General features: G+C 72.7%; 21 protein-coding genes. 9 read left to right on the top strand and 12 right to left on the bottom strand.

Annotated elements, in window-relative coordinates:
* Positions 1-8: 8 nt before the first annotated feature.
* Positions 9-1,133, bottom strand: a complete 1,125-nt coding sequence (locus ABZ883_RS17695; protein WP_360906780.1) for a M4 family metallopeptidase — start codon at positions 1,131-1,133, stop codon at positions 9-11.
* Between the two features lie 311 nt (positions 1,134-1,444).
* On the opposite strand from ABZ883_RS17695, the gene leuA reads away from it, so the two are divergent.
* The 5 genes from leuA to ABZ883_RS17670 all read left to right on the top strand — a co-directional run bounded on the left by leuA (position 1,445) and on the right by ABZ883_RS17670 (position 8,575).
* A complete protein-coding gene (gene leuA, locus ABZ883_RS17690) occupies positions 1,445-3,217 on the top strand; it encodes a 2-isopropylmalate synthase (protein WP_360906778.1) in 1,773 nt (590 codons plus the stop codon).
* A gap of 206 nt (positions 3,218-3,423) precedes the next feature.
* Entirely contained in the window at positions 3,424-4,140 is a 717-nt protein-coding gene (locus tag ABZ883_RS17685) for a TerB family tellurite resistance protein (RefSeq protein ID WP_360906776.1), read from the top strand.
* 139 nt (positions 4,141-4,279) lie between these two features.
* Positions 4,280-6,376, top strand: a complete 2,097-nt coding sequence (locus tag ABZ883_RS17680) for an MMPL family transporter (RefSeq protein WP_360906774.1) — start codon at positions 4,280-4,282, stop codon at positions 6,374-6,376.
* 250 nt (positions 6,377-6,626) lie between these two features.
* The gene (locus ABZ883_RS17675; protein WP_360906772.1) at positions 6,627-7,907 is read left to right on the top strand and encodes a histidine kinase; all 1,281 of its coding nucleotides are present in this window, start codon (positions 6,627-6,629) and stop codon (positions 7,905-7,907) included.
* Between the two features lie 50 nt (positions 7,908-7,957).
* Complete coding sequence (locus ABZ883_RS17670) at positions 7,958-8,575, top strand: response regulator transcription factor (RefSeq protein ID WP_360906998.1); 618 nt, start codon at positions 7,958-7,960, stop codon at positions 8,573-8,575.
* Positions 8,576-8,608: 33 nt separating this feature from the next.
* On the opposite strand, the gene ABZ883_RS17665 is transcribed toward ABZ883_RS17670, so the two are convergent.
* A complete protein-coding gene (locus ABZ883_RS17665; RefSeq protein WP_360906769.1) occupies positions 8,609-8,971 on the bottom strand; it encodes a DUF1304 domain-containing protein in 363 nt (120 codons plus the stop codon).
* Positions 8,972-9,028: 57 nt separating this feature from the next.
* On the opposite strand from ABZ883_RS17665, the gene recO reads away from it, so the two are divergent.
* Both recO and ABZ883_RS17655 read left to right on the top strand, forming a co-directional pair.
* A complete protein-coding gene (recO, locus tag ABZ883_RS17660) occupies positions 9,029-9,775 on the top strand; it encodes a DNA repair protein RecO (protein ID WP_360906767.1) in 747 nt (248 codons plus the stop codon).
* 27 nt (positions 9,776-9,802) lie between these two features.
* The gene (locus ABZ883_RS17655; RefSeq protein WP_360906765.1) at positions 9,803-10,645 is read left to right on the top strand and encodes an isoprenyl transferase; all 843 of its coding nucleotides are present in this window, start codon (positions 9,803-9,805) and stop codon (positions 10,643-10,645) included.
* 155 nt (positions 10,646-10,800) lie between these two features.
* On the opposite strand, the gene ABZ883_RS17650 is transcribed toward ABZ883_RS17655, so the two are convergent.
* The 4 genes from ABZ883_RS17650 to ABZ883_RS17635 are packed head-to-tail and all read right to left on the bottom strand — an operon-like array spanning position 10,801 to position 13,959.
* Positions 10,801-11,226, bottom strand: a complete 426-nt coding sequence (locus ABZ883_RS17650) for a Fur family transcriptional regulator (RefSeq protein ID WP_360906763.1) — start codon at positions 11,224-11,226, stop codon at positions 10,801-10,803.
* Positions 11,227-11,282: 56 nt separating this feature from the next.
* Positions 11,283-12,176 carry a metal ABC transporter permease gene (locus ABZ883_RS17645; RefSeq protein WP_360906761.1) on the bottom strand — a complete coding sequence of 298 codons (894 nt, stop codon included), beginning with the start codon at positions 12,174-12,176 and terminating at the stop codon, positions 11,283-11,285.
* Positions 12,176-12,955: a metal ABC transporter ATP-binding protein gene (locus tag ABZ883_RS17640; RefSeq protein ID WP_360906759.1), complete on the bottom strand. Its 780-nt coding sequence runs from the start codon at positions 12,953-12,955 to the stop codon at positions 12,176-12,178. Before ABZ883_RS17640 ends, ABZ883_RS17645 begins: the two co-directional genes overlap by 1 nt.
* Before the next feature lie 20 nt (positions 12,956-12,975).
* Positions 12,976-13,959 carry a metal ABC transporter substrate-binding protein gene (locus tag ABZ883_RS17635; protein ID WP_360906756.1) on the bottom strand — a complete coding sequence of 328 codons (984 nt, stop codon included), beginning with the start codon at positions 13,957-13,959 and terminating at the stop codon, positions 12,976-12,978.
* Between the two features lie 184 nt (positions 13,960-14,143).
* Between ABZ883_RS17635 and ABZ883_RS17630 the strand changes: the two genes are divergently transcribed.
* Positions 14,144-15,526, top strand: a complete 1,383-nt coding sequence (locus ABZ883_RS17630) for a glycine--tRNA ligase (protein WP_360906754.1) — start codon at positions 14,144-14,146, stop codon at positions 15,524-15,526.
* Between the two features lie 75 nt (positions 15,527-15,601).
* Here the strand turns inward: ABZ883_RS17630 and ABZ883_RS17625 are convergent, their stop codons facing one another.
* The 3 genes from ABZ883_RS17625 to ABZ883_RS17615 all read right to left on the bottom strand — a co-directional run bounded on the left by ABZ883_RS17625 (position 15,602) and on the right by ABZ883_RS17615 (position 18,753).
* Entirely contained in the window at positions 15,602-16,186 is a 585-nt protein-coding gene (locus ABZ883_RS17625) for a TetR family transcriptional regulator (RefSeq protein ID WP_360906752.1), read from the bottom strand.
* Between the two features lie 34 nt (positions 16,187-16,220).
* Positions 16,221-17,228 carry an aldo/keto reductase gene (locus ABZ883_RS17620; protein ID WP_360906750.1) on the bottom strand — a complete coding sequence of 336 codons (1,008 nt, stop codon included), beginning with the start codon at positions 17,226-17,228 and terminating at the stop codon, positions 16,221-16,223.
* 142 nt (positions 17,229-17,370) lie between these two features.
* Positions 17,371-18,753 (bottom strand): MFS transporter, encoded by a 1,383-nt coding sequence (locus tag ABZ883_RS17615; protein WP_360906996.1) that lies wholly within the window; start codon positions 18,751-18,753, stop codon positions 17,371-17,373.
* Positions 18,754-19,032: 279 nt separating this feature from the next.
* On the opposite strand from ABZ883_RS17615, the gene ABZ883_RS17610 reads away from it, so the two are divergent.
* Positions 19,033-19,905 carry a helix-turn-helix transcriptional regulator gene (locus tag ABZ883_RS17610; RefSeq protein ID WP_360906748.1) on the top strand — a complete coding sequence of 291 codons (873 nt, stop codon included), beginning with the start codon at positions 19,033-19,035 and terminating at the stop codon, positions 19,903-19,905.
* Positions 19,906-19,923: 18 nt separating this feature from the next.
* On the opposite strand, the gene ABZ883_RS17605 is transcribed toward ABZ883_RS17610, so the two are convergent.
* Genes ABZ883_RS17605 through ABZ883_RS17595 form a run of 3 tightly spaced genes read right to left on the bottom strand, consistent with a single transcriptional unit; the run spans position 19,924 to position 22,363 of the window.
* Positions 19,924-20,499, bottom strand: coding sequence for an NADAR family protein (locus tag ABZ883_RS17605; protein ID WP_360906745.1), 576 nt, complete (start codon positions 20,497-20,499; stop codon positions 19,924-19,926).
* A 41-nt stretch (positions 20,500-20,540) separates the two neighbouring features.
* Positions 20,541-20,954, bottom strand: a complete 414-nt coding sequence (locus ABZ883_RS17600) for a MarR family transcriptional regulator (protein WP_360906743.1) — start codon at positions 20,952-20,954, stop codon at positions 20,541-20,543.
* Positions 20,951-22,363: an MFS transporter gene (locus ABZ883_RS17595; RefSeq protein ID WP_360906741.1), complete on the bottom strand. Its 1,413-nt coding sequence runs from the start codon at positions 22,361-22,363 to the stop codon at positions 20,951-20,953. The genes ABZ883_RS17600 and ABZ883_RS17595 overlap by 4 nt, the downstream gene beginning before the upstream one ends.
* Positions 22,364-22,425 lie beyond the last annotated feature (62 nt).

Raw genomic sequence — 22,425 nt, 5'->3', positions numbered from 1 at the left:
GGGGGCGCCTACCCCTGGACGGGGGGCTGCGCACCTTCCGGTGCCGGTGCCTGGCGCGGGAGTTCGGATCCGCCGGCGGCCGGCGTGGCGATGCCGACGTCGCTCCAGGCCCTGGCGACGGCCGTGCGCTCCTCGCCGTCCTCGCCGTAACGGGCGGCGGCCGCCGCCACCGTGGCGCGGGCGAACTCCGCGAAGTCGGCACGCGGTGAGAGCCCGCCGCCGGTCAGCGTGTCGTACCAGATCCGCCCGGCGCGCTCCCAGGCGTGCCCGCCCAGCGCGGTGGCGGCCAGGTGGAACGCCCGGTTGGGGATGCCGGAGTTGATGTGGACGCCGCCGTTGTCGCGGGAGGTGCGCACATAGCCGTCCATGTGGGCGGGCTGCGGGTCCTTGCCGAGCACGTCGTCGTCGTAGGCCGTGCCGGGGGCCTTCATGGAGCGCAGGGCGGCGCCGGTGACGCGCGGGGCGAGCAGCCCGGCGCCGATGAGCCAGTCGGCCTCGCCGGCCGTCTGTCCGAGCGCGTACTGCTTGATCAGCGAGCCGAAGACGTCGGACACCGACTCGTTGAGCGCGCCGGACTGGCCGAAGTAGTCCAGGTTGGCGGTGTACTGCGTGACGCCGTGGGTGAGTTCGTGGCCGATGACGTCGACGGGCAGCGTGAAGTCGAGGAAGAGCTCCCCGTCGCCGTCACCAAAGACCATCCGCTCGCCGTTCCAGAAGGCGTTGTTGTAGTCGCGGCCGTAGTGCACGGTCGCGTCCAGCGGCAGGCCCGCGTCGTCGATGGAGTGCCGGCCGTACGCGGTCAGGTACAGCTCGAAGGTCGCGCCGAGCCCGTCGTAGGCCCGGTTGACCGTTGCGTCGGCGACCGGCGCCTCGCCCTCGCCGCGGACCGTCGCGCCCGGCAGGTCCTCCCCGTGCCGGGCGTCGCCGATGGTGCGCCGCGGCTGCTCCGAGGGTTCCGCCCCCGCCACCGGGAGCGTTCCGATGACGGTGGTCAGCCGGCGCCGGGTGCGTTGCGCGGCGTCCTGCTCCAGGGTGCGGCGGGAGGGGCCGGCCAGCGCGCTGTCCGGATTGCGGGCGATCCGGTCCAGGACGTGCGGCGGCACGATCGTGCAGAAAACGGGTGTGTGCTCCATGGTCGGCAATGTGGCACGCCGCGTCTCCCGTGTCACCAGCTGTGACGGCGATTGCCGCAAAGTGCGGAGAATTACGTTTTTCATGTCAACGCGGGCGGTCTTGCATACTGAGAAGAACGCCGCGACGGCTGCGGGGCGACCCGGGGCTCGGTTAGGGTCGGACGCATCATGCGTTTCGGGATGCTTCTCCTTAGCTGCCGCGGCGAGGGCCTGTAGTCCAGGTCGACTCCCTCCCCGCGGAGTGTGGCGTTGTCGGAGAGCCAGCGCCGGTCGGCCGCTTCTGAAGCCGCAACCGAGGAGCACCCCCGCACATGTCCACCCCCAACGCCGTCGGCCGTCCCACGCCCATCACCGCCGCGACCGTACGCCAGCGCCCCACGACGATGCCGGTGCACAAGTACCGGCCGTACGAGGCCGTGGAGATCCCGGACCGCACCTGGCCCGGCAACCGGATCACCAAGGCGCCGCGCTGGCTGTCCACCGACCTGCGCGACGGCAACCAGGCCCTGATCGACCCGATGTCGCCCGCCCGCAAGCGCGCGATGTTCGACCTGCTGGTGTCGATGGGCTACAAGGAGATCGAGGTCGGCTTCCCCGCCTCCGGCGAGACCGACTTCGCCTTCGTGCGCTCCATCATCGAAGAGGGCGCGATCCCCGACGACGTCACGATCTCCGTGCTGACCCAGGCCCGCGAGGAGCTCATCGAGCGCACCGTGGAGTCCCTGCGCGGCGCGGCCCGCGCGACCGTCCACCTGTACAACGCGACCGCCCCGACCTTCCGCCGGGTGGTCTTCCGCGGCTCCAAGGAGCAGATCCGGCAGATCGCCGTGGACGGCACGCGGCTGGTCATGGAGTACGCGGACAAGATCCTGGGCGGCGGCGGTCAGGAGACCGTCTTCGGCTACCAGTACAGCCCGGAGATCTTCACCGACACCGAGCTGGACTTCGCCCTGGAGGTCTGCGAGTCGGTCATGGACGTCTGGCAGCCCGAGGAGGGCCGCGAGATCATCCTGAACCTGCCGGCGACCGTGGAGCGCTCCACGCCCTCCACGCACGCCGACCGCTTCGAGTGGATGTCGCGCAACCTGTCGCGCCGCGAGTACGTGTGCCTGTCGGTGCACCCCCACAACGACCGCGGCACGGCCGTCGCCGCCGCCGAACTGGCGCTGATGGCGGGTGCGGACCGCATCGAGGGCTGCCTGTTCGGCCAGGGCGAGCGCACCGGCAACGTGGACCTGGTCACCCTGGGCATGAACCTGTTCAGCCAGGGCGTGGACCCGATGATCGACTTCTCGCAGATCGACGAGATCCGCCGCACCGCCGAGTACTGCAACCAGATGGAGGTCCACCCGCGCCACCCGTACGTGGGCGACCTGGTCTACACGTCCTTCTCCGGCTCCCACCAGGACGCCATCAAGAAGGGCTTCGACGCCATGGAGGCGGACGCGGCCGCCCAGGGGAAGACGGTCGATGACATCGAGTGGGCGGTCCCGTACCTGCCGATCGACCCCAAGGACGTCGGCCGCTCCTACGAGGCCGTGATCCGCGTGAACTCGCAGTCCGGCAAGGGCGGCGTCGCGTACGTCCTGAAGAACGACCACAAGCTGGACCTGCCGCGCCGGATGCAGATCGAGTTCTCGAAGATCATCCAGGCCAAGACCGACGCCGAGGGCGGCGAGGTCACCCCGAAGGAGATCTGGGCGATCTTCGAGGACGAGTACCTGCCGACCCCGGACAACGCCTGGGGCCGCATCGCTCTGCGCTCCGCCCAGACCTCGACCAGCAGCGACGGCGCCGACACCCTCACCGTCGAGGCGGCCGTGGACGGTGCGGAGACGGTCCTGACCGGCACCGGCAACGGCCCCATCTCGGCGTTCTTCGACGCGCTGGCCGCCGTGGGAGTCGACGCCCGCCTGCTGGACTACACCGAGCACACCATGAGCGAGGGGGCCAGCGCCCAGGCCGCCTCGTACATCGAGTGCGCGATCGACGGAAAGGTCCTGTGGGGCATCGGCATCGACGCCAACACCACCCGTGCCTCGCTGAAGGCGGTCGTCTCCGCCGTCAACCGCGCGACCCGCTGAATCACCGCGAACGGTGAACCGGCCACGGCACCCGCCCGGGTGCCGTGGCCGATTCTTGTATTCGGCCCTCTCGTGGTACTGACTCCGCGTTGCTCATGTGGCTAACATCACGTCATTACGGCGCCGTTGCCGGAGCGTTACCCGCGCCTACGGCCCGTAACGGGACGAACCGGGATTTATCCGGATGAGCGGCCGGAGGGTGCGAAGTGCTCCACATCAAGGGCTTGTGCCTCTTGGGCGTGCGGACGGTCTGGCACACCGAGGGCGACGGGGAGTTCTTCTGTGCAGGCTGCGGCGGCGACCGCGGCTACCGGCGGCGCACCGGCACCCGGCGGCTGACCGTCCTCGGTCTGCCGCTGCTGCCACGCGGTTCGGCCGGCACCGTCGTGGAGTGCGTCGTGTGCCGCGCCCGCTCCGGCCCCGAGGCCCTGGAGCAGCCGACCACCACCGTCTTCTCCGCCATGCTGCGCGACGCCGTCCACACCGTTGCCCTCGCCGTCCTCACCGCGGGCGGCTCCACGGGACGGGCCGCCCGCGAGACGGCCGTGGAGGCGGTCCGCACGGCCGGCTTCACCGACTGCACCGAGGACCAGCTGCTCGGCCTGCTCGCCGCCATCGTCGCCGACGAGGGCCGCTTCCCCGGCGCCGCCGGCTCCCTCCCGGCGGAGGGCCTCGCCGACTCCCTCGACGGCTGCGGCAGCTGGCTCTCCATCGAGCTGCACGAGGCCCTGGAACCGCTCTCCCGCCACCTCGCCCCCCAGGGGCGTGAACGCGTCCTCCTCCAGGGCGCCCGTATCGCCCTGGCCGACGGCCCGTACCTGCCCGCGGAGCGCGAGGTGCTGGGCGCCGTCGGCCGCTGCCTCGGCCTGGTCGGCGAGGACACGGCCCGGATCCTGGAGGCCGCGGCCCGCACGCCCTCCTGAGGCGTACTCCCCGGGGAGTAACGCGGCCCGCCCCGCACCCCGGGCAGTAACGCGCGGCTCCCTCCCGGGCCCGACGAAAGAGCGCCCGCGCGCCGGAAGTCTGGAAGCACCAGACCACCGGCCCGGAGGGAGGCCCGCGATGGGGGCCCCGACCACTGAGACCACACCGGCGGCCGTGCCGCCGCCGACACGACGGGACGGCCGCCGCGGCGCCCGCGCGATCCCCTGGGCCGTGCTCGCCCTGTGGATCGCCGTCCTGGCGCTCGCCGGCCCCCTGGCGGGCAGGCTCGCCGACGCCCAGCAGAACCGGGCGGTGGACTACCTCCCGGTGAGTGCCGACTCCACGCAGGTCGCCCGCCTCCAGGACGCGCTGCCCGGCGGCGAGGCCACCGAACTCGTCGTCGTCTACCACCGCGACGGCGGGCTGACCGCCGCCGACCGGGACCGGGCCGCCGCCCAGATCGCCGGCATCGCGCGGGCCCACCCGCTCACCGGCGACGCACCGCGGCCCGTCATGTCGCACGGCGACACGCTGATGTACCCGGTGGCGAGCACGGAGCCGGGCCAGGACGACGAGGCCAGGAACGCCTTCGTCGCCGACGTCCGCGACCGGGCCGAGGGCGGCGGTGGGCTGACCGCCCAGGTGGGCGGCCCCGGCGCGCTCAACACCGACCTGAAGGAGGTCTACTCCTCCCTCGACGGGCCGCTGCTGTGGACCACCGTCGCCGTGGTCGCCGTCCTGCTGATCCTCATCTACCGCAGTCCGCTGCTGTGGCTGCTGCCGCTGGTCGTCGCGGGCGTCGCCGACGCCGCGGCCATGGCCGGGGTCTACGGGCTCCACCGGGCCTTCGACATCACCGTCACGGGCCAGAGCCAGGGCGTCATGACCATCCTCGTCTTCGGCGCGGGCACCGACTACGCGCTGCTGCTCGTCTCCCGCTACCGCGAGGAACTGCGCCGGATCCAGCGCCCGTACGACGCGATGCGCGCCGCGCTGCGCGGCTGCGGCCCCGCGATCCTCGCCTCCTCCGGGACCGTCGCCGCCGGACTGCTGTGCCTGCTCGCCGCCGACCTCAACAGCAGCCGGGGCATGGGCCCGATCGCCGCCGTCGGGGTGGTGTGCGCGCTGCTGGCGACGACCACCCTGCTGCCCGCGCTGCTGGTGCTGCTGGGACGGCGGGTGTTCTGGCCGCTGGTGCCCGCGTACGGCAGCGAAGTGCCGCGCCCGCGCGGCCTGTTCGCGGCGATGGGCGGCTCGGCGGCACGCCGTCCGCTGACCGTGCTCGCCGGCGGCGCCGTCCTGCTCGGGGCGCTCGCGCTCGGGACCCTGGCCCTGCCCGGCAGCCTGCGGAACGACGACACGTTCACCAGCGCCCCCGAGTCCGTCGCCGCGATGCGCACCCTCGCCGAGGCCGACCCCGGCCGCTCCGCGCAGCCGATCACCGTCATGGCGCCCACCGGCCGGACGGCGCAGGTGCTGGCCGCGGTCCGCAGCACCGAGGGCGTCGCGTCCGCCGAGCCCGGACGCAGCGGCGCCGGCTGGACCGAGATGTCGGTGACCGCGAAGGCGCCGCCGGAGTCGGCCGGCGAGACCGCGACCATCCACGCCCTGCGGGCGGAGCTGGACGGCCCGTACGGCGCCCACGTGGGCGGTCCCGGCGCCCAGCAGGCCGACCTGGCCGACACCAGCTCCCGCGACCGCCGGGTCGTCGTGCCGCTCGTCCTGGCCGCCGTGCTGCTGATCCTCGTCGTGCTGCTGCGCAGCCTGGTCGCGCCGCTGCTGCTCGTGGCGGCCGTGATCGCGGTGTGGGGCGCCGCGCTGGGCATCGGCGGACTGGTCTTCGGGCCGCTGTTCGGCTTCGCGGGCACGGACCCGGGGCTGCCGCTGCTGTCGTTCGTCTTCCTCGTCGCCCTCGGGGTCGACTACGGCATCTTCCTCATGCACCGGATGCGCGAGGAGTCGCTGGCCGGAGCCCCCGCGGCCGCCGCGGCCGTCACCGCGCTGCGCACCACGGGCGGGGTGATCGCCTCGGCGGGGCTGGTGCTGGCGGCCACCTTCTCGGTGCTGCTCAACATGCCGCTGGTGTCGCTGGTCGAGCTGGGCTTCGTCATCGCCGTGGGCGTCCTGCTGGACACCTTCCTGGTGCGCACCTACCTGGTCACCTCCGCGAGCGTGGCGCTGCGCGAGCGGCTGTGGTGGCCGGGCCGGCTCAGCCGGCCGCGTACGGGGCCGTGAGCCGGCCTGTGAACCGGTCTGTCCCCCCGCCGGCATGCGCCGGATGTGCGAGGAGTCGTAGGCGGGGCCTCGCGGCTGGCGCGGCTGTCACCGCGCTGCGGACCACGGGCGGGGTGATCGCCTCTGGTCACCTCTACGAGCGTGGCGCTGCGCGAGCGGCTGAGCGGGCCCGGCCGGCCGCGCACGGGCCCGTGAGCCGGCCTGTGAACCGGTCTGTCCCCCCGCCGACCCCGTAACGGAAGATGGAGCCGTGCCGAAGCCGCCGCCCCTCCCGCCCGCCGTCCGCGCGCACAAGGACGCCGCCCTCGCCGTGGGCGTGCTCGCGCTCCAGTGCGCCATGGGCGCCCTCCTGCCGGCCGGGCAGGGGCACCGCCCGGACGCGGTGGGGTGGGCGCTGCTGGTGGTCACCGCGCTGGTGCTGGCGGCCCGGCGGCGGTGGCCGATGACCGTGATGCTCGTCATGGTCGCGGCCGTCGCCCCGTACCACGCCATGGACAACCTGCACCTGGCCGTGGTCCCGGCCAGCATGGTGGCGGTCTACTCGCTGGCGGTCGCCGGGCCGCCGCCGCGCACCTACCTCACCGTGGCGGCGGTCGTCGCGATCATGGTCGGCGTGATGTCGGCGACGCCGGACCGGCACGCGGCGACCGACATGCTGCGCAGCGGCGGCTGGGTGGTGGCGGTGGCGCTGACCGGCGAGGCGGTCCGCATCCACCGCAAGTACGTGGCCGCCATCGTCGGGCGCGCCGAACGCGCGGAACGCACCCGCGAGGAGGAGGCGGCCCGCCGCGTCGCCGAGGAGCGGCTGCGGATCGCCCGCGACCTGCACGACCTGCTCGCCCACAGCATCACCCTCATCGGCGTGCAGACCTCGGTCGCCGCCCACGTCCTGCTCGCCGACCCCGACCGGCTGGACCGCACCGCCGTCGCCGGCGCCCTCGACAGCATCGCCGGCACCTGCCGCGACGCCCGCGCCGAACTGCGCGCCACCCTCCAGGTACTGCGCGGCGACGACGAGCGCGGCCCACTGCCGGGCCTGGCCGCCGTGGCCGACCTGGCCCGTTCCGCCGAAGCGGCCGGCGCCCGGGTGGAACTGGCCGTCGCGGCCGGCGCGGACGGGGTGCCCCCGGCGATCGGGGCGGCCGCCTACCGCATCGTGCAGGAGGCGCTGACCAACGCCGTACGGCACGCCGGGGGCACCTCGGTGCGGGTCGGGCTGGAACTCGGCACCGACCCGGACCGGGGCACCGCCCTGCGGATCGCCGTCACCGACGACGGCCCCTGCCCCGGCACAGGGCCCGGGAGCGAACCGGAACGCCCCGACGCCCGCTGGCGCCCCTGGCGCGCCGTGGCACCGCCCAGGGCGCCCGTGGACGCCGCCCCGGCGGAGACCGGGCCCGCCGCCGGCTACGGCCTCGTCGGGATGCGGGAGCGGGCCCGCAGCGTCGGCGGGACGCTCACCGCCGGGCCGCGCCCCGAGGGCGGTTTCCAGGTCGCCGCCGTCCTGCCGCTGGCCGGGGGTACCGCGTGATCCGCGTGCTGCTCGCCGACGACCAGACGCTGGTCCGCGAGGCCTTCGCGATGCTGGTCGAGTCCGCCCCGGACATGGCGGTCGTCGGCCACGCGGCCACCGGCCGGGAGGCCGTCTCCGCCGCCCGGGCCTGCCGTGCCGACGTCGTCGTGATGGACATCCGCATGCCCGACCTCGACGGCATCGAGGCGACCCGGCTCATCGCGGCCGACGACGACCTCGCGGGGGTGCGCGTGCTGGTGCTCACCACCTACGACACCGACGACCACGTCGTCCCGGCGCTGCGCGCGGGCGCCAGCGGCTTCCTGGTCAAGGACACCCGCCCCGCCGAACTCCTCGACGCCATCCGCACGGTCGCCGCCGGTGAGGCGCTGCTCTCGCCAGGGCCCACCGCACGCCTGATCGCCCGGGTGCTGCGCCTGCCGGACGGCCCGGGGCCCGGCGTCCCGGCTCCGGGGCGGACGGCCGTGCTGTCCGGACGGGAACGCCAGGTGCTCGTCCTCGTGGCGCGCGGCCTGAACAACACCGAGGTCGCCGAGGCGCTGGGCCTCAGCCCGCTCACCGCCAAGACCCATGTCAGCCGGATCATGGGCAAGCTCGGTGCCCGCGACCGCGCGCAGTTGGTGATCGCCGCCTACGAGTCGGGACTGGTCAGTCCCGGCGGCTGACCCATCGGACCGCCCTGCCGCGCGGGGTGTTGCTCAGTGCGCGGCCACGACCAGCGCCAGCGCGACCAGGGCCGGGACGGTCTGCACGAACAGGATGCGGCGGCTCGCGGTCGCCGCGCCGTACACCCCGGCGACGGCCACGCAGATCAGGAAGAACAGCTTCGCCTGGAAGCCGACCGGGTCCGACGCCAGCGCGCCCCACACCAGTCCCGCGGCCAGAAAGCCGTTGTAGAGGCCCTGGTTGGCCGCCAGCGCCTTGCTCTCGCGGGCGAACTCCTCGGTGGTGCCGAAGGAGGCGCGGGCGCGCGGTGTGGTCCACAGGAACATCTCCAGGACCAGGATGTAGGCATGCAGGGCCGCTATGAGCAGCACGGCGACGGTTGCGGTGATCGACATGGGCCGTAGCGTACGTTGCGTGCCGGGCGCCCCGCGCCGTGCGGGAGAATGGGCGCCATGAGTCTGTTCCGCGACGACGGCATCGTGCTGCGCACCCAGAAGCTGGGCGAGGCGGACCGGATCATCACGCTGCTCACCCGCCGCCACGGCCGGGTGCGCGCGGTGGCCCGCGGAGTGCGCCGCACGAAGTCGAAGTTCGGGGCCCGGCTGGAGCCCTTCTCCCATGTGGACGTGCAGTTCTTCGCCCGCGGGGGAGAACTCGTCGGGCGCGGGCTGCCGCTGTGCACGCAGGGCGAGACGATCACCCCGTACGGCAGCCGGATCGTCACCGACTACGCCCGGTACACCGCGGGCACCGCGATGCTGGAGACCGCCGAGCGCTTCACCGACCACGAGGGCGAACCGGCGGTGCAGCAGTACCTGCTCCTCGTCGGCGGCCTGCGCACCCTCGCCGGCGACGATCACGACCCGCGCCTGGTGCTCGACGCCTTCCTGCTGCGTTCCCTGGCGGTCAACGGCTACGCGCCCAGCTTCGGCGACTGCGCGAAGTGCGGGATGCCCGGACCGAATCGGTTCTTTTCGGTCGCGGCGGGAGGAGTCGTATGCGGCGAGTGCCGCCCGGCCGGAAGCGTCGTACCCTCACTGGAGTCCCTGGAACTCCTCGGGGCGCTGCTCGGCGGCGACTGGGAGACCGCGGACGCGTGCGAGCCGCGCCATTGCCGTGAGGGCAGCGGGCTGGTCGCCGCCTACCTGCAGTGGCATCTGGAGCGCGGGCTGCGCTCGCTGCGGTTCATCGACAAGTAGATACACACGGAAGTGGAGAGCAGGCGCATGGCTGTACGCGGGATTCTGAGCCGCCCCCGACGCGAGTACCGGGCTCCCGACCCGCACCCGTCCGGCGCCCGGCCACCCAAGATCCCGGGCGAGCTGGTCCCGCAGCACGTCGCCATCGTCATGGACGGCAACGGCCGCTGGGCCAAGGAGCGCGGCCTGCCCCGCACCGAGGGCCACAAGATCGGCGAGTCCGTCGTCCTCGACGTCCTCAAGGGCTGCCTGGACATCGGCGTCAAGAACCTCTCGCTGTACGCCTTCTCCACCGAGAACTGGAAGCGCTCCCCCGACGAGGTCCGCTTCCTGATGAACTTCAACCGCGACGTCATCCACCGCCGCCGTGACGAGATGCACGAGATGGGCATCCGCATCCGCTGGGCCGGGCGCATGCCGCGGCTGTGGAAGTCCGTGGTCAAGGAGCTCCAGGTCGCGGAGGAGATGACCCGCGACAACGACGCGATGACGCTGTACATGTGCGTCAACTACGGCGGCCGCGCCGAGATCGCCGACGCGGCGGTGCGCATGGGCGAGGACATAAAGGCGGGTCGCCTGGATCCCTCCAAGGTCACCGAGAAGACCCTCGCGAAGTACATGTACCACCCGGACATGCCCGATGTGGACCTCTTCGTCCGCCCCTCCGGCGAGCAGCGCACCTCCAACTTCCTGATCTGGCAGTCCGCCTACGCCGAGATGGTCTTCCAGGACGTGCTCTGGCCCGACTTCGACCGCCGCGACCTGTGGCGCGCCTGCCTGGAGTACGCCTCCCGCGACCGCCGCTTCGGCGGCGCGATCCCCAACGAGCTGATGTCCGCCGAGGGCGGGGCGGCGGCCCCGCAGGCCTGACGGATCCCGCCGGGAACCGCGCCGCACGGGGTGCGGCGCGGCCGTCCGGGGCGGGCTCGCGAAGGCGAACACCCCCCAGCGGGCTGTGGAGCGCCGTGTCCCTGTGCGGGCCCGGCTGAGCCGGGGCCGGGGGAACGGGGGAACTGGCCCCCCGCTCAGTCCTCCGCGGGGATGCCGCAACCCGCGCAGTCGGCGCAGGTGCCGAAGATCTCGACCGTGTGCGCGACGTCCACGAAGCCGTGCTCGACGGCGATCGCGTCGGCCCACTTCTCGACCGCGGGGCCCTCGACCTCGACGGCCTTGCCGCAGACGCGGCAGACCAGGTGGTGGTGGTGACCGCTGCTGCAGCGCCGGTAGACGGACTCGCCGTCGCCCGTGCGCAGGACGTCGATCTCGCCGGCGTCGGCGAGGGACTGCAGGGTGCGGTAGACCGTGGTGAGGCCCACCGAGTCACCCCGGTGCTTGAGGAGGTCGTGCAGTTCCTGGGCGCTGCGGAACTCGTCGGCCTCGGCGAGAGCCGCGGCCACGGCGGCGCGCTGCCGCGTCGAACGGCCCCGTACGGGGGGCTTGGCGGTCGTCACCGGTGGCCTCCTTCTCGGTCGTTGTCCCGGTCGGACATTGTGCCAGTCCGGGGCTCTCAGACCCGAACGTCGTCCTCGGCCGGGCGTGCGCCGGGTACCTCAAGGGTGCATCGTTCCGTGTCCTGCGCGGCCCTGCGAGCCCTCTTTTTCGCCAGTGGCGTGGCCGCCGCGGTCAGGGCGACGAAGACACCGATGGCGAGCAGCACGATCGTCGCCCCGGAGGGCACGTCGACGTAGTACGAGGTGACCGTGCCGGAGAAGGCCACCGTCACGCCGATGGCCACCGCCAGCGCGAAGGTCGTCGCGAAGCTGCGGGTGATCGCCTGCGAGGCCGCCACCGGGATCACCATGAGCGCGCTCACCAGCAGCAGGCCGACGACCCGCATCGCCACGGTGACGGTGACCGCCGCGGTGACCGCGACCAGCAGGTTGAGCAGCCGCACCGGCAGCCCGGTGACGCGGGCGAACTCCTCGTCCTGGGAGACGGCGAACAGTTGCCGCCGCAGCCCCAGGGTGACCAGTACGACGAAGCCGGCGAGCACGCAGACCGCGGTGATGTCCTGCGGCGAGACGGTGGTGATCGAACCGAAGAGATACGTCGTCAGATTGGCGTTGGAGCCGTTGGGCGCGAGCGAGGTGAACATGACGCCGGCCGCCATGCCGCCGTAGAAGAGCATGGCGAGCGCGATGTCGCCGCGGGTACGGCCGTACCAGCGGATCAGCTCCATCACGATCGCGCCGACGATCGACACGGCCGTCGCCATCCACACCGGGTTGGTGCTCAGCAGGAAACCCAGGCCCACGCCGGTCAGCGCGACATGGCCGATGCCGTCGCCCATCAGGGCCTGGCGGCGCTGGACGAGGAAGATGCCGATGGCGGGGGCGGTGATGCCGACCAGGACGGCGGCGATCAGGGCCCGCTGCATGAAGGCGAAGGTGAACAGCTCCATCAGAACAGCCCCGTCCGGATCGGCTCGGCCGCACGGTCGGCGTGCGGGTGGACATGGTCGTGGCCGGGCAGCGCGTGCTGGCCGCGCGCCTGCGGCGGCGGGCCGTCGTGGACGACACAGCCGTCGCGCAGCACGACCGCGCGGTCGATGAGCGGCTCCAGCGGGCCGAGTTCGTGCAGGACGACCAGCACCGTGGTGCCGATGCCGACCTGTTCGCGCAGGGTGCCCGCGAGCACCTCCTGGCTGGCGAGGTCGACGCCGGCCATCGGCTCGTCCATGATCAGCACGTCGGGTTCCACGGACAGCGCGCGGGCGATCAGCACCCGCTGGTGCTGGCCGCCGGACAGGGCGTTCACCGAGTCGCCGGCCCGGTCGGCCATGCCGACCAGCTCCAGCGCGCGGTCCACCGCGGCCCGGTCGGCCTTGCGGGAGAACCCCATCCGGGTGCGGGCCAGCCGCCCCGCGGTGACGACCTCGCGCACGGTCGCGGGGACCCCGGAGGCGGCCGTGGTGCGCTGCGGCACGTAGCCGATCCGCGCCCAGTCCCGGAAGCGGCGGTGCGGGGTGCCGAAGAGTTCCAGCTCGCCGCCGGTGAGCGGCACCTGGCCGACCACGGCGCGCACCGCGGTCGACTTGCCGGAGCCGTTGGCGCCGAGCAGCGCGACGACCTCGCCGCGCCGCACGTCCAGGTCGACGCCGCGCAGTACCGGGCGCGAGCCGAGCGAGGCGGTCGCGCCCCGCAGCGAGATCACCGTGTCCGTAGCGTCTGTAGCGTCCATGGCTGCCTCCGTCGTCGCGGTCACGTGGTGGCGCCCAGCGCCGTCTGCAGGGCCTTGAGATTGGCGCGCTGGACCCCGAAGTAGTCGGACCCCCGTGAGCGGTCGGTGATCCCCTCGATCGGGTCGAGTACGTCGGTCCGCAGGCCCAGGTCACCCGCGAGGGTCTTCGCGGTCCGGTCGCTGACGAGCGTCTCGAAGAACACCGTGCTCACGTGCCTGTCCCTGGCGAGTTGCTGGAGCGCCCGCATCCGGGCGGCGCTCGGTTCCGCCTCGGGGTCGATGCCGTTGACCGCCTCCTCCACCAGGCCGTACCGCTCGGCGAGGTAGCCGAAGGCGGCGTGGGTGGTGAGGAAGGTGTCCGAGGTACGGGTGCGCAGTCCGTCGGCGAACGCGGTGTTCAGCGCGTCGAGCTTCTTCACGAGCGCGTCGGTGTTCTTGGCGTAGAGCGCCGCGTGGTCCGGGTCGGCCTGGGTCAGCGCCCGGCCGACGCCCTCGGCGACCTGCGCGTACTTCACGGGGTCGAGCCATATGTGGGGGTCGGCGCCGGCGTCCTCGTGGTGGTGCGGATCTTCCTCGTCCGGGCCGGGGCCGCTGTGGTTGTCGCCGGTGGTGTGGTGCTCGCCGTCGACCTCGGTGCCGTGCTCCTCCAGCGCGGTGAGCGAGGCGGCGTCCACGATGTGCCGCACACCGGACTGGGCTATGGCCTCGTCCACGGCGGGCTGGAGGCCCTTGAGGTAGACGACCACGCCCGACTGGCCGAGTCGGCCGATCTGCCGGGGGGTGAGTTCCAGGTCGTGCGGCTCGGTGCCGGGTTTGGTGAGGCCGGTGACGCTGACGTGGCTGCCGCCGATCCGCTCCGCCAGGAACTGCATCGGGTAGAAGGACGCGGTGACCTTGAGGCGGCCGTCCGCGGTCCGGGTGTCGCCCGCGGCGGCGGAGCACGCGGAGAGGGCGACCAGCCCGGCGACGGCCGCCATCGGGAGCAGCACACGACCTATGTTCATGACTCCCATTTTCAACAAAAATGGAAACGATTGTCAATTGAGCACAGTCTGATCACGATCGGCCCCCCGCGGCGCGGAACCGATTTGATACGGCCCCCGTCGGCGCCGGTAATCTGAGGTATTCGCCGGACCGAGCTCGCCCCCGGCGACCCCACCGACCGCTTCGTCGTCTGAAGAGAGCACCGTGGCCGCCGACAAGATCGACACCATCGTCAGCCTGAGCAAGCGCCGTGGCTTCGTTTTCCCCTGCAGCGAGATCTACGGCGGTCAGCGTGCCGCCTGGGACTACGGGCCGCTGGGCGTGGAGCTCAAGGAGAACATCAAGCGCCAGTGGTGGCGTGCGATGGTCACCTCGCGGGAGGACGTGGTCGGCATTGACTCCTCGGTGATCCTGGCCCGCGAGGTCTGGGAGGCCTCCGGCCACGTCGCCACGTTCACCGACCCGCTCACCGAGTGCACCTCCTGCCACAAGCGCTACCGCGCGGACCACCTGGAGGAGGCGTACGAGGCCAAGCACGGCCACCTGCCGGCCAACGGCCTGTCCGAGATCAACTGCCCCAACTGCGGCAACAAGGGCGCGTTCACCGAGCCCAAGCAGTTCTCCGGGCTGCTCTCCACCCACCTGGGCCCCACCCAGGACTCCGGCTCGGTCGCCTACCTGCGCCCCGAGACCGCCCAGGGCATCTTCACCAACTTCTCCCAGGTGCAGACGACCTCGCGCCGGAAGCCGCCGTTCGGCATCGCCCAGACCGGCAAGTCCTTCCGCAACGAGATCACGCCGGGCAACTTCATCTTCCGGACCCGTGAGTTCGAGCAGATGGAGATGGAGTTCTTCGTCAAGCCGGGCGAGGACGAGACCTGGCACGAGTACTGGATGCAGCAGCGCTGGGACTGGTACCGGGGCCTCGGCCTGCGCGAGGAGAACATGCGCTGGTTCGAGCACGCCAAGGAGAAGCTCTCCCACTACTCGAAGCGCACCACCGACATCGAGTACCGCTTCAACTTCGGCGGCACCGAGTTCTCCGAGCTGGAGGGCATCGCCAACCGCACGGACTACGACCTCAAGGCGCACAGCCAGGCCAGCGGCCAGGACCTGTCGTACTTCGACCAGGAGGCCGGTGAGCGCTACTTCCCGTACGTCATCGAGCCCGCGGCCGGTCTCAACCGCGCCATGCTCGCCTTCATGCTCGACGCCTACAACGAGGACGAGGCGCCGAACGCGAAGGGCGTGATGGAGAAGCGCACCGTCATGCGGCTCGACCCGCGCCTGGCCCCGGTCAAGGTCGCGGTGCTCCCGCTGTCCCGCAACCCGCAGCTCTCCCCGAAGGCCAAGGGGCTCGCCGCGGACCTGCGCCGGCACTGGAACATCGAGTTCGACGACGCCGGCGCCATCGGCCGCCGCTACCGCCGCCAGGACGAGATCGGCACGCCGTTCTGCGTCACCGTCGACTTCGACACCCTCGAGGACAACGCGGTGACGGTCCGCGAGCGCGACACCATGAAGCAGGAGCGCGTCTCGCTCGACCAGGTCGAGTCCTTCCTCGGCGGCCGTCTGCTCGGCTGCTAGGTCCCGACGTACGGCGAAGGCGCCCGGTCACCCCCGAGGGGGAGACCGGGCGCCTTCCGTGTGTGCGCCCGCGCTTCAGGACGCCAGGCCGCGCACGATCAGGTCGCAGACGGCCGTGAACGCGGCGTCGATGCCGGGGGCGGACCACTCGGCCGCGTAGGCGGGGTCGTGGAAGCGTCCCGCGGCGTCGAAGACGGCCCGCGCCACGACGTCCGGGTCCCCGGCCTCGAACTCGCCCGCGCCGGCCCCGTCCCGGACGATCCGGGTCAACTGCCCCACCAGGTCGTCCACATGGCGCTCGATGACGAGGCTCTGCTCCGCCGCCAGCACCATGTACGTCGCGAACAGCTCCGGGTCGCCACCCGCCTTGCGCCGCTTCGCCGCGAAGAGCGCCGCGAGCCACGCCCGCAGCCGGTCCGGCGCGGGGCGGCCGGCGTCGAGCGCTATGGCGGAGAGTTCCGCGTGCGACTGGTCCAGCCAGCGCTGGGTGACCGCCTCCCGCAGCGCCGCCTTGGTCCGGAAGTGCCGGTACACGCTTCCGTGGCTGACGCCGAGCGCGCGGGCCACGTCGACCACGGTGGCCTTGGCGGGGCCGTAGCGGCGCAGCACGTCCTCCGTGGTCTCGAGGATGCGTTCTGCGGTCAGCGTCTCGGGTGGCATGGTGGACATTCTCCCAGGACCGGGGCGGTGGGTGTCAGTGCTGCCGTTCGCTGTCCAGGTGGCCCATCTGCGCGTCCGGGTAGCGGTTGCCCGCCGCCGCGCCGGCCGGGACGGCCGTCCCGATGGCGGCGAGGTCGGCGGCGTCGAAGCGGATGTCCAGCGCGCCCAGCGCCTCGCCGAGCCGCTCGCGGGTGCGGGAGCCGATCAGCGGCACGATGTCCTCGCCCTGGGCCAGCACCCAGGCGATGGCGGTCTGCGCGACGGAGACGCCCTTCTGCTCGGCGATCTTCCGCAGCGCCTCGACCAGCGCCAGGTTGTGGTCCAGGTTCTCGCCCTGGAAGCGCGGGCTCATCGCCCGGAAGTCGTGGGCGGCGAGCTGCCGGTCCCGGGTGAAGTGGCCGCTGATCAGGCCGCGCGAGAGCACGCCGTAGGCGGTCACACCGATGCCCAGCTCGCGGGCGGTCGGCAGGATCTCGTCCTCGATGCCGCGGGAGATCAGTGAGTACTCGATCTGCAGATCGCTGATGGGGGCGGTGGCGGCCGCGCGGCGCAGGGTGTCGGCGCCCACCTCGGACAGGCCGATGTGGCGTACGTGGCCGGCCTGGACGAGGTCGGCGATGGCGCCGACGGTCTCCTCGATCGGGACGGCGGGGTCGACGCGGGCGATGCGGTAGATGTCGATGTGGTCGGTGCCGAGGCGCTGCAGCGAGTACGAGGCGAAGTTCTTCACCGCTGCCGGCCGGCCGTCGTACCCGAGCCACTCGCCTCCGGGGCCGCGCAGGGCACCGAACTTGACGCTGATCAGGGCCTTGTCACGGTTCGCGCCGGCGGAGCGCAGGGCCTCGCCGATGAGCATCTCGTTGTGGCCCATGCCGTAGAAGTCGCCGGTGTCGATCAGGGTGATGTCCGCGTCGAGGGCGGCGTGGATCGTGGCGATGGACTCGGCGCGGTCGGCCTCGCCGTAGAGGGCCGACATGCCCATGGCGCCGAGGCCGAGGGTGGAGACGGTCGGGCCGGTGGTGCCGAGGGTGCGGTTGCGCATTGCGGGAACTCCGTTCAGGGGGTGTGCGGACAACGATGACACATGCACTGACAGATTTCAATATCTGTCAGTGCATGTGTCCAACCCACTCCCTCTGTCGATCGTCGGTACCCGCCCCGTCATGACCGCGGGGCCGGGTGCCTCACCCCACGTGCCGCGGCAGCCGCAGACTGAACAGCGCCGTGCCCAGGACGGCCGCGAGCTGCACGACCAGCACGATGACCAGGGCGTCCCGCATCCCGTGCCCGGGCGCCAGGGAGAGGAAGAGGGTGCCGAGCGTGGCCACGCCCAGGGCGAGCGCGGACTGCTGCGCGGTCACCATGACCCCGCTGCCCACCCCGGCCCGGGCGGCCGGCACGTCGGCGAGCACCAGCCGGAAGAGCACGGGCAGTTGCAGCCCCTGCCCGAAGCCGGCCAGTGCCAGCCCCGGCAGCAGCGCCCAGCCGCTCATGCCTCCCGCGTGCCACGCGCGGGCCACCGACGCCGCCAGCACGGCGACACCCGCCGCCTGCACCAGGCCGCCCGCGGTGACCACCCGCCCCCCGTAGCGCAGGACCAGGCGCGGCCCGGCGAGCGAGGCGGCGAAGAACGCCACCGCCATCGGCACCAGCGCGGCACCGGCCTCCACCGGGCCGTACGCCAGGCCCTCCTGGAGCGCCACCGCGATCACGAACATGAAGCCGCCGAAGCCGAGGGAGAACGGCAGCACCAAAGGCAGCGCCCTGCGCATGCCCGCCGAGTGGAACAGGCTCGGCGGCACCAGCGGCACCCGTCCCGCGCGGTCCGCCCGGCGCTCGACCAGGTAGAAGGCGATCGAGGCGAAGGGGAAGAGCAGCAGCGACACCCAGGTCCACACCGGCCATCCGGCGGCCCGGCCCTCGGTCAGCGGCGCGAGCAGCGTGATCAGGGACACCGCCAGCAGGAGCGTGCCGGGACGGTCCACGGGCGCCGGGTGCTCGGAACGGGTCTCCGGCACACTGCGCGTGGCCAGGAACAGGCCGATCGCCGCGACCGGCACGTTCACCAGGAACACCGCGCGCCAGCCGGTGCCCGCGATGTCCGCGGCGACCAGGATGCCGCCGAGGATCTGCCCGGCGACCATCGCCAGGCCGGCGGTGGCACCGTACAGGCTCAGCGCCTTGGCCCGGCGGTGGCCGGAGGTGGCGGAGTGGATGGTGGCCAGCACCTGCGGCAGCATCAGGGCAGCCGAGGCGCCCTGCGCGACGCGCGCCGCCACCAGCGTCCAGGCGTCGGGCGCCAGGCCGCAGGCGAGCGAGGTGAGGCCGAAGGCCGCCATGCCCGCCATGAACAGCCGGCGGCGGCCGAAGGAGTCGCCGAGCCGCCCGCCGAGCACCAGCAGCACGGCGTAGGCCACGCCGTAACCGGCGACCACCAACTCCAGCAGCGCGGCCCCGGCGTGCAGGTCGGATTCGATGGCGGGCAGGGCGACGTTGACGATGAAGAAGTCGATCAGCGGCAGCGCGGCACCCAGCAGCACGGTGAACAGGCCGAGCGGGCTGAGCACGGGGGAGGCGGGCGGGGCGGGCGACGCCGCGGAGGCGGTGGAGGCGGTGGAGGGGGCCTCGGGAGCGGACGGCGCGGACGCGGCGCCGGCGCCGCCGCGCAGGCGGATCACCCGGGGCTTGACCTGAGCCCGCGACGGCAGGCCGGAGGAGACGGAGAGGTCGTTTCGATCGGTCACCTATGACACGATGGGCCCCTTCCCAAGGTGGTACCAGAGAGCGTTTATCCAGGTATCACGACCACCTGGCAACGGGCTGGGCGATGCGGCACCCTGGGAGTCATGACGACGACCGCAGCAGCCCGGCTGGAACTCGCTTCCTTCCTCCGCAGCCGCCGCGAGCGGATCGCCCCCGAGCAGGTCGGCCTGCCGCCCGGGCGCCGCCGCCGCACCCCGGGGCTGCGCCGCGAGGAGGTCGCGCAGCTCGCCGCGGTCGGCGTCACCTGGTACACGTGGCTGGAGCAGGCCCGGGAGATCCAGATCTCGGCCCAGGTCGCCGACGCCGTCGCCCGCGCGCTGATGCTCGACCCGAACGAGCGCACGCACCTGTTCCTGCTGGCCGGTGTCACCGACCCCAATCCGCTCGCCCGGTGCCCCGGCATGTCGGACCAGATCCGCGAGCTGCTCGCCAAGCTGGAGCCGCTGCCGGCCGCCGTCCTCAACAGCCGTACCGATGTCATCGCGCACAACCGCACCTACGGGCGGCTGGTGGCCGACCTCGACGCGCTGCCCTTCGAGGACCGCAACATCATGTGGCTGGCCTTCACCGACCCCGCCTGGCGCGTCGGTATGCCGGACTGGAAGGAGACCAGCCGGCTGATGGTCGCCAAGTACCGCTCCGCGATGGCCGGGCACCTCGCCGAGCCCGCCTGGAAGTCGCTGGTGAAGCGGCTGGAGCAGGCGTCGCCGGAGTTCCGCGAACTCTGGGAGCGCCATGAGGTCCAGGAGCCGGAGAACCGCACCAAGCGCTTCCTCAACCCCCATGTCGGGCTGCTCACCTTCGACTTCACCCACCTGTGGCTCGGCCCCCGGCAAGGCCCGCGGCTGGTGACCTACACCCCGGCGGACGACGTCACCCGGGAGCGGGTGCAGCGTCTGTACGAGCTGGTCACCGCCCCTGCCGCTGCCTCCCTGCCGCAGGCCGTCCCCGCCTGACCCGGCCGAGAGCCTGACTCAGCCGAGCCGGGTCCTGGCCTCCATCAGCGCGAAGCCCAGCAGGTTCAGACCGCGCCACTGCGCCGGGTCGGCGGCGCGCTCGTCGTCGGCGGCCAGGCCGATGCCCCATATCCGGTCGACCGGGCTGGCCTCGACGAGCACGCGCCGGCCCGTGCCCAGCAGATAGGCGCGCAGCGCCGGGTCCTGCCCGAACTTGGCCGCGTTGCCGGCCACGACGAGCTCCGAGCGCCGCGCTTCCCACGCCTCGCCGTCGAAGCCGCGCACTTGGCGGCCGAGCCGCTTGGCGGCCTGCGGATGCGGCGCGGCGAGGATCTTCGCCAGCGTCTCCTCGTCGCCGAAGAGCCGGGCCTTGCCGGCCATCATCCAGTGCTCGGCCGTGGGGTACACGACGCCGTCGACGGAGAACCGCGAGGGCCACCACTGGCTCAGGCAGCCCGCGCCCACGCTGCCGTCCCGCTGCGGGCGGTGACCCCAGAAGAACAGGTACTTCGGCCGTGCGCCCCGCGCCGCCAGCGCCACGAGGGTCTCGTGGTCGCGTGCGTCGCCCGGCTCGGTGATCGGCGTGTGCGTCATGCCGTGACGGTAACGCGGGGGTCCGACAGCGGGCATGGGGATCACCCGTCGAGCAGCCGGCCCAGTATGCGGTCCAGCAGCGCGAGTTCGTCCTCCGGCAGGGCGGCGAGACCCGGCGGGGGAGTGCCGAGGATGCGCTCGGCCTCCGCGGCGGCCGCGGCACCGGCCGCGGTGACCGCGACGACCTTGCGGCGGCGGTCACCGGGGTGCGGGGTGCGGTCCACCAGGCCGCGCCGGGCCAGGTCGTCCACGACGAGCGTGATGTAGGGGCGGTCCGACATGAGGTCGGACGCGAGCTCTCCCGGGGTGACGGGCGCGGCGGCGATCCGGCGCAGCGCCTTGACGCGGAAGAAGCTCATGCCGAGGGCGTCGGCCACCTCCCGGCGGCGCTCGTTGCGTTCCAGGACGAGGGTGCGCAGATTGCGCCACACGCGGTCCGGCGTCGCGTCGTTCACCTGGCGCCCACCATCTCCCGCGGCTCGTCGGCCGCCAGGCGCTGCGCGGCCCGTGCCGCGGTGCCCGCGGCCCAGGAGCCCGTCGTCAGCCAGCCCAGCACCAGGACGACCACTCCGCAGCCGGTGATGATCCACCACGCCGTGATGTCCAGCCCTGCCGCCAGGGCCGCGCCGACGACGGCGACGCCCAGCGACTGCCCGACCTGGCGGCTGGTGGAGGCCACGGCCGCGGCGACCCCCGCCTGGGAGCGCGGCATGCCGGAGACGGCGGTGTTGGTGATGGGGGCGTTGACGAAGCCGAAGCCGATGCCGAACAGGACGTACCCGGTGAAGAGCAGGACGTCGGAGGACTGGCCGTGCAGCGCGGCGAAGACCACCCCGCTCGCGGTCGTGGCGGTGCCGGCGAGCAGCAGCGGCAGCCGCGGGCCGCGGCTGCCGACCATGCGGCCGGACAGCGGGGCGAAGACGAGTGCCATGGCGGCCATCGGCAGCAGGTGCAGTCCGGCGTCCAGGGCGGACAGTTTGCGTACGTCCTGGAGGTAGAGGGTGTTGAGGAAGAGGAAGCCGGCGAGCGCGGCGAAGGCGCTCACCGCTATCACCGTGGCCCCGCTGAAGGGCGCGCTGCGGAAGAAGCGGGGGTCGATCAGCGGTTCCTTGCGTCGCCGTTCGTAGCCGATCAGGCCCGCCGCCGAGCCCGCGGCGATCACCAGGCAGCCGATGATGAGGGGCGAGCCCCAGCCCGCTCCCGGCGCCTCGATGATCGCGTACGTCAGCGAGCCGAGCAGCGCGATGATCAGCACCTGGCCGACCGGGTCGATGCGGCGCGGCCTGGGCGCGCGCGACTCGGGGACGAACCGGGCGGTCAGCATCAGGGCGAGGAACCCGATGGGCAGGTTGATCCAGAAGACCGAGCGCCAGCCGATGGACTCCACCAGCGCCCCGCCGACGATCGGGCCGGCCGCCATGCTGATGCCGACGACGCCGCCCCACACGCCGATGGCCCGTGCCCGCTCCCGCGGGTCGGTGAAGACGTTGGTGATGATCGACATCGCGACGGGGTTGAGCATGGAGCCGCCGACCGCCTGGAGCATCCGGAAGACCACCAGCCACTCCAGGCTGGGGGCGATGCTGCACAGCCCCGAGGCCACGGTGAAGATCACCAGCCCGAGGCGGAAGATCCGGCGCCGTCCGATGCGGTCGGCGGTCGATCCGGAGAGCATCAGGAGCGAGGCCAGCACGAGGGTGTACGCGTCGATCGTCCACTGCAGTCCGGAGATCGAGGCGTGCAGGTCCGCGCGCATGGACGGCAGCGCCACGTTGAGGATCGTGTTGTCGAGGCTGACGATGAGCAGACTCATGCAGCAAATGGCCAGCACCAGCAGACGCCTGCGGTGGCTGAGCTCCGGCATCGGTACCCCGTCCGCTCCGCCGGGACTCCCGCCCCGGACTTTGATTGTATTTGTGTAACCAT

The sequence above is a fragment of the Streptomyces sp. NPDC046977 genome, assembly GCF_040644455.1.
GTDB lineage: Bacteria > Actinomycetota > Actinomycetes > Streptomycetales > Streptomycetaceae > Actinacidiphila.
Note: the sequence above shows the minus strand (reverse complement) of the source record. Positions and strands in the feature narration are given on the sequence as shown.

Bases quoted from the DNA above. Each gene is read 5' to 3' on its own strand.
- ABZ883_RS17670 (WP_360906998.1), top strand. From the start codon at position 7,958: ATGCTGGTCGAGTCCGCCCCGGACATGGCGGTCGTCGGCCACGCGGCC.
- leuA (WP_360906778.1), top strand. From the start codon at position 1,445: ATGTCCACCCCCAACGCCGTCGGCCGTCCCACGCCCATCACCGCCGCG.
- ABZ883_RS17625 (WP_360906752.1), bottom strand. From the start codon at position 16,186: ATGCCACCCGAGACGCTGACCGCAGAACGCATCCTCGAGACCACGGAG.
- ABZ883_RS17695 (WP_360906780.1), bottom strand. From the start codon at position 1,133: ATGGAGCACACACCCGTTTTCTGCACGATCGTGCCGCCGCACGTCCTG.
- ABZ883_RS17605 (WP_360906745.1), bottom strand. From the start codon at position 20,499: ATGACGCACACGCCGATCACCGAGCCGGGCGACGCACGCGACCACGAG.
- ABZ883_RS17635 (WP_360906756.1), bottom strand. From the start codon at position 13,959: ATGAACATAGGTCGTGTGCTGCTCCCGATGGCGGCCGTCGCCGGGCTG.
- ABZ883_RS17640 (WP_360906759.1), bottom strand. From the start codon at position 12,955: ATGGACGCTACAGACGCTACGGACACGGTGATCTCGCTGCGGGGCGCG.
- recO (WP_360906767.1), top strand. From the start codon at position 9,029: ATGAGTCTGTTCCGCGACGACGGCATCGTGCTGCGCACCCAGAAGCTG.
- ABZ883_RS17655 (WP_360906765.1), top strand. From the start codon at position 9,803: ATGGCTGTACGCGGGATTCTGAGCCGCCCCCGACGCGAGTACCGGGCT.
- ABZ883_RS17610 (WP_360906748.1), top strand. From the start codon at position 19,033: ATGACGACGACCGCAGCAGCCCGGCTGGAACTCGCTTCCTTCCTCCGC.
- ABZ883_RS17680 (WP_360906774.1), top strand. From the start codon at position 4,280: ATGGGGGCCCCGACCACTGAGACCACACCGGCGGCCGTGCCGCCGCCG.
- ABZ883_RS17620 (WP_360906750.1), bottom strand. From the start codon at position 17,228: ATGCGCAACCGCACCCTCGGCACCACCGGCCCGACCGTCTCCACCCTC.
- ABZ883_RS17645 (WP_360906761.1), bottom strand. From the start codon at position 12,176: ATGGAGCTGTTCACCTTCGCCTTCATGCAGCGGGCCCTGATCGCCGCC.
- ABZ883_RS17595 (WP_360906741.1), bottom strand. From the start codon at position 22,363: ATGCCGGAGCTCAGCCACCGCAGGCGTCTGCTGGTGCTGGCCATTTGC.
- ABZ883_RS17665 (WP_360906769.1), bottom strand. From the start codon at position 8,971: ATGTCGATCACCGCAACCGTCGCCGTGCTGCTCATAGCGGCCCTGCAT.